This is a genomic window from uncultured Nitratireductor sp. (assembly GCF_913053745.1).
GTDB lineage: Bacteria > Pseudomonadota > Alphaproteobacteria > Rhizobiales > Rhizobiaceae > Nitratireductor.
Window position 1 is genome coordinate 1 of the sequence record NZ_CAJXGF010000228.1, and the last position, 4,895, is coordinate 4,895.

The following is a 4,895-nucleotide window of genomic DNA, read 5'->3' on the forward strand; positions in this document are numbered from 1 at the left end:
TGGCGTCGCGTCCGCAAGCCGCTCGCCAGATCGCGCTTCGTGAAACAGGCGCTGGCAACGTTCATGGCGAGCGCAATTCGCCTGATCGACCGCACCAATCCGCGTGTCGAGGGATCCCACGACTTGCAGGCGGCGATCGATGCGCATTCGCCGGCGATTGCCGCCCTTTGGCACGGTCAGCATATCCTCGGCCCGGCCATCAATCCCCGCAAGCACAAGATCGTCGCTATGTTTTCGCGCAGCGCCGACGCGGAACTGAACGCGCTCGTCGCCGAAAAACTCGGCTTCGACACAGTGCGCGGCTCCGGTGGGCGCAAGGGAGAACGCGATATCCGCAAGGGTGGCGCGAAGGCGCTTATTACGCTGAAGAAGACCATCGATCGCGGCTGCAATGTCGCGATGATTGCCGATATTCCACACGGCACGCCGCGCGAAGCCGGGCTCGGCGTCGTCACGCTGGCACGCATTTCGGGCCGGCCCATCGTTCCGGTCGCCATCGCCACGAGCCGCCGCAAGGTGCTGGAGCGCACCTGGGACAAGACAACGATCAATCTGCCTTTCGGCCGCAGCGCCGTCGTGCTGGGAGATCCGATCTATGTCGATAGCGAAGCGGACGACGTCACGATGGAAGAAAAACGCCGGGAGGTGACAGCTTCGCTCAACGAGGCCACCCGGCAAGCCTATTCTCTGGTCGACGGTCAGTGATCCATGAGTGAACGCTGGGCGCGCGCCATTCTCACAACCTATCGCTGGACAGGCGCCGCCGCCTTTCCGCTGATTGGCGGTTACATTGTCTGGCGCGCAGGCAAGGGCAAGGAAGATCGCGCTCGTCGGCACGAACGCTACGGGCGAGCGGGTCACCCGCGCCCGGATGGACCGCTGATCTGGATGCACGCTGCCAGCGTCGGCGAGACGATGGCGGTGATCGGACTGATCGAGCATCTGCTTGGCTATGGCATCAACATCGTGCTGACGACCGGCACCGTGACCTCCGCACAGGTGGCCGACGAGCGGCTCGGCGAATCGGTCATCCATCAATATGTCCCGCTCGATCTGAAGCCTGCCGTCAGCCGGTTTCTTAACCATTGGCAGCCGGATCTGGCCATTATGGCGGAATCCGAAATCTGGCCGATGACGATTTTGGAACTGGGTGCCAGGCGTGTCCCGCAGGTGCTCGTCAACGGCCGGCTTTCGGACCGCTCGTTCGCGCGATGGAAGAAACGGGCCTATCTGGCCGAAGCGCTGTTCGAGAACCTCGCGCATGTGGTCGCCCAGTCCGAGGTTGATGGCGAACGTTTTCGTACACTGGGCGCGCGGCCCGTTACCGTGTCCGGCAATCTCAAGGTCGACACGCATGCGCCGCCGGTGGAGCGGGAAGCTCTTGCCACGCTCGAAGAGCAGATCGGCGAGCGTGAAACCTGGGCCGCCGTTTCCACCCATCAGGGCGAGGAAGCGATTGCCGCCGACGTGCACGAGAAACTGAAGGCGCGCCATCCAGATCTTCTGACGATCATCGTTCCGCGCCATCCCGAGCGTGCCGACGGACTGGAAGAGGAATTTACGGAACGCGGCCTTAAGGTGGCGCGGCGCAGCCGTAACGATACGGTGCTGCAGGAGACGGATGTCCTGCTTGGCGATACGATCGGCGAGATGGGACTTTATCTTCGGCTGACCGAAGTGGCCTTCGTCGGGCGCTCGCTCGTGCTCGAAGGCGGGCAGAACCCGATCGAGCCGGCGCGGCTGGGAACGGCGGTCCTTTCGGGCTGCAATGTTCAGAATTTCCGCGATGCCTACCGCCGTCTGATCGACGCCGGCGGGGCGCGGCTGGTGCGCGATGGCGAAATGCTGGCCGGCGGCGTGAATTTTCTGCTCAACAATTATTCGGCGCGCCGCGCCATGATCAAGGCGGGACGCGTCGCGGTCGACGACATGTCGGGTGCGCTGAACCGGACGCTGCAGGCGCTCGATCCCTATATCCATCCCCTGATCGTCAAGAGCCGGCTCGAGGACGATGCAGGCCATGGCTAGCGAGGCACCTCCATTCTGGTGGGAGGGGGCGGACTGGCGGGCATGGGGGCTGGCCCCCTTTTCCGCGCTCTATGGCCTCGTAGCCGGTTATCGCATGGCCTCGGCCAAACGCGCCAAAGTGGATGTGCCGGTCTTGTGTGTCGGCAATTTCACTGTCGGCGGCGAGGGCAAGACGCCGGTCTCCATCGCGCTTGCAAAACAGGCAAAGAAGCTTGGTCGGAAACCGGGATTTCTCACGCGCGGGCATGGTGGCTCGATGACGGTGGCGCATCTGGTGGATGCGAAGAAGGATCTTGCGCGCCATGTGGGCGACGAGCCCCTGCTTCTGGCGGGGCATGCGCCGACGCTGGTGGCTCCGGACCGCCTGACGGGCGCGCGGGAACTGATCGGCATCGGCTGCGACTTCATCATCATGGACGATGGTTTCCAGAGCGCGCGGCTTCACATGGATTATGCGGTGATGGTGGTGGATGCGCGGCGCGGGCTGGGCAATGGCCATGTCATTCCCGGCGGCCCCTTGAGAGCGCGGCTGATCGACCAGTTGCGCCATGCGGATGCGATCCTCACCATGGGGGAGGGAAACGCGGCCGACCATGTGGTGCGCAAGGCTTCGCGGGCGGGGCGGCCGGTGTTTCAGGCAAGGCTCAAGCCGCGCGGCGTGCGCGCGATCAAGGGCGGGCGGTTTCTCGCCTTCGCGGGGATCGGCAATCCGAAGAAATTCTTCGACAGTGTGGCGCAAGCCGGCGGCGCGGTGGTGGAGGGGAAGAGTTTTCCCGATCATCACCCCTATGACGATGACGATGCGCGCGACCTGATCGCGGCGGCGGAGAAGGAAGAACTCCAGCTCATCACCACTGAGAAGGACATGGTGCGGCTGCGCGGCGGGAGCGAGGCGCTTTCCGCGCTGGCCGAACACTGCCGTGTGCTGCAGGTGGAAGCGGCGTTCGATGCGCCCGACATGCCGGTGACCATCATCGAGAGCACGATTGAGGCCTGGCGCGCGCGCATGCTCAAATAGATCAGCTACGCTTCCTGAGTTCGGGATGCATTTCCAGCTCGCGGGCGAGCGAGGTGTCGGCGTTCACATAGGCTTCCTGCCGCGCAACGCTCCAATATTTCAGATCATCGAGCTGGATCGGCTGTTCGGTGACGGCGCAGCGCACGAAGGCGCCGGGCGTCATGACCTGAAAATCGCCATCCAGATAGCGAATGCGCGCCTCGCGCGCGCCGGATCCTTCAAAACGGTTCATCGGTAAAAACCTCTCATCGGGTTCCTTGCGCCATATTTCGAAGCAGAGGTCAAGCGCATCGCATTACCGGCGGCCGAATAGCCGCTCGATATCGGTCAGCTTCAACTCGATATAGGTCGGGCGGCCGTGATTGCATGTGCCGGAGCCGGGCGTCGCCTCCATCTGGCGCAACAGCGCGTTCATCTCCTCGGCCCTGAGCCGCCGGCCCGAGCGCACCGAGCCATGGCAGGCCATGGTGGCGGCGATGTGGTCGATCCGCTCCTTCAGCGTGTCGGCGGTGTCGTTCTCGGCGATCTCGTCGGCCAGATCGCGCACGAGCTGCGGCACATCCACCTTGCCCAGCATGGACGGCGTTTCGCGCACGGCGATGGCGCCGGGGCCGAACCGCTCCAGCCCCAGCCCGAACCGGGCGAGGAAGTCCGCATGGGCAGAAAGCCGGTCGGCATCCTCTTCCGGCATGTCGACGATCTCCGGCAAAAGCAGCATCTGCGCGGGGAGCGGACGGGCATGCAGCGCCTCTTTCAGCGCCTCATAAACGAGGCGCTCATGGGCGGCGTGCTGGTCTACAATGACGAGCGAATCTTCCGTCTGCGCGACGATGTAGTTTTCATGCACCTGCGCCCGCGCGGCCCCTAGCGGGGTGCGCATCAGCTCCGGCGCTGCCTCCACTTCGCCCGCGCGCGCATCGGCGGAAAGGGCCGCGCCCACATCGAATGCCGCCTGGCCGGGCTCGGCAAAGCCCGATGCCGTGCTCATCTCCAGCGGGCGGGTGGGGGAGGTGGCCGCACTCCAGCCGCCAGAGGGGCGCTGCGCGGGGCGGGGTGGCGGCGTATAGCGCTGCGGCGCGGCGTGGCCCGCTGCCCGCTGCTCCGGTCTCTGAAACGCGGCGAGCATGGCGTCGGCCCCGGAGGTGGAGGCGCGCATGCCGCTTATCTCCAGCGCATGGCGGATCGCGCCGACGATCAGCCCGCGCACCAGCCCCGGATCGCGAAAGCGCACATCGGCCTTGGCCGGGTGCACATTGACATCGACCAGCGCCGGGTCGAGCGTGATGAACAGCGCCGCCACCGCATGCCGGTCGCGCGGCAGCGCGTCCATATAGGCCCCGCGAATGGCGCCGGTCAGAAGCTTGTCGCGCACGGGCCGGCCATTCACATAAAAATATTGCAGCATCGCATTGCCGCGCGAAAAGGAGGGGATCGACGCATGGCCCGAAAGCGCCACGCCCTCGCGCTCGGCCTCGATGGGTAGCGTGTTTTCGGCAAAGTCGCGGCCCATCACCTGCGCGATGCGGCGAAGCAGCCCCTCGCCATCGGCGGGCACGGCGGGCAACTCCAGCGTGTTGCGGTCGGAGCCCGTCAGCGTGAAGCGCGCTTGAGGGAAGGCGAGCGCCATGCGCTTCACCATTTCGGTGATGGCGGCGGTTTCGGCGCGCTCGCTCTTCATGAATTTCAGCCTTGCGGGCGTGGCGAAAAAGAGGTCGCGCACCTCCACCGTTGTGCCGCGATTGGCGGCGACGGGCTTCACCGCCGAAACGCGCCCGCCCTCGACGGAAATCTCCGCCGCACTGTCGGCCCCTTCGGGCCGCGAGCGCAGCGAAAGCCGCGCCCCCGAGCC

The 4,895-nt window shown here is 65.4% G+C and carries 5 protein-coding genes; 3 read left to right on the top strand and 2 right to left on the bottom strand.

Going from position 1 to position 4,895, the window contains the following annotated elements; all coding sequences use genetic code 11:
- The 3 genes from QZ638_RS22505 to lpxK all read left to right on the top strand — a co-directional run.
- On the top strand, window positions 1-705 hold a 705-nt coding region (locus QZ638_RS22505; protein ID WP_295814806.1), incomplete at its 5' end, for a lysophospholipid acyltransferase family protein.
- A gap of 3 nt (window positions 706-708) precedes the next feature.
- Window positions 709-2,028 carry a lipid IV(A) 3-deoxy-D-manno-octulosonic acid transferase gene (gene waaA, locus QZ638_RS22510; protein WP_295814808.1) on the top strand — a complete coding sequence of 440 codons (1,320 nt, stop codon included), beginning with the start codon at window positions 709-711 and terminating at the stop codon, window positions 2,026-2,028.
- Window positions 2,021-3,046: a tetraacyldisaccharide 4'-kinase gene (gene lpxK / locus QZ638_RS22515; protein ID WP_295814811.1), complete on the top strand. Its 1,026-nt coding sequence runs from the start codon at window positions 2,021-2,023 to the stop codon at window positions 3,044-3,046. Before waaA ends, lpxK begins: the two co-directional genes overlap by 8 nt.
- 1 nt (window position 3,047) lies before the next feature.
- Here lpxK and QZ638_RS22520 read toward each other — a convergent pair whose 3' ends face one another.
- Both QZ638_RS22520 and mutL read right to left on the bottom strand, forming a co-directional pair.
- Window positions 3,048-3,278: a DUF2093 domain-containing protein gene (locus tag QZ638_RS22520; RefSeq protein ID WP_295814813.1), complete on the bottom strand. Its 231-nt coding sequence runs from the start codon at window positions 3,276-3,278 to the stop codon at window positions 3,048-3,050.
- 63 nt (window positions 3,279-3,341) lie between these two features.
- Window positions 3,342-4,895: DNA mismatch repair endonuclease MutL (gene mutL / locus QZ638_RS22525; protein WP_295814816.1), on the bottom strand; the 1,554-nt coding region annotated here is incomplete at its 5' end.

Excerpts from the sequence above, each read along its gene's own strand:
- QZ638_RS22520 (WP_295814813.1), bottom strand. The coding sequence starts at position 3,278 with ATGAACCGTTTTGAAGGATCCGGCGCGCGCGAGGCGCGCATTCGCTAT.
- lpxK (WP_295814811.1), top strand. The coding sequence starts at position 2,021 with ATGGCTAGCGAGGCACCTCCATTCTGGTGGGAGGGGGCGGACTGGCGG.
- waaA (WP_295814808.1), top strand. The coding sequence starts at position 709 with ATGAGTGAACGCTGGGCGCGCGCCATTCTCACAACCTATCGCTGGACA.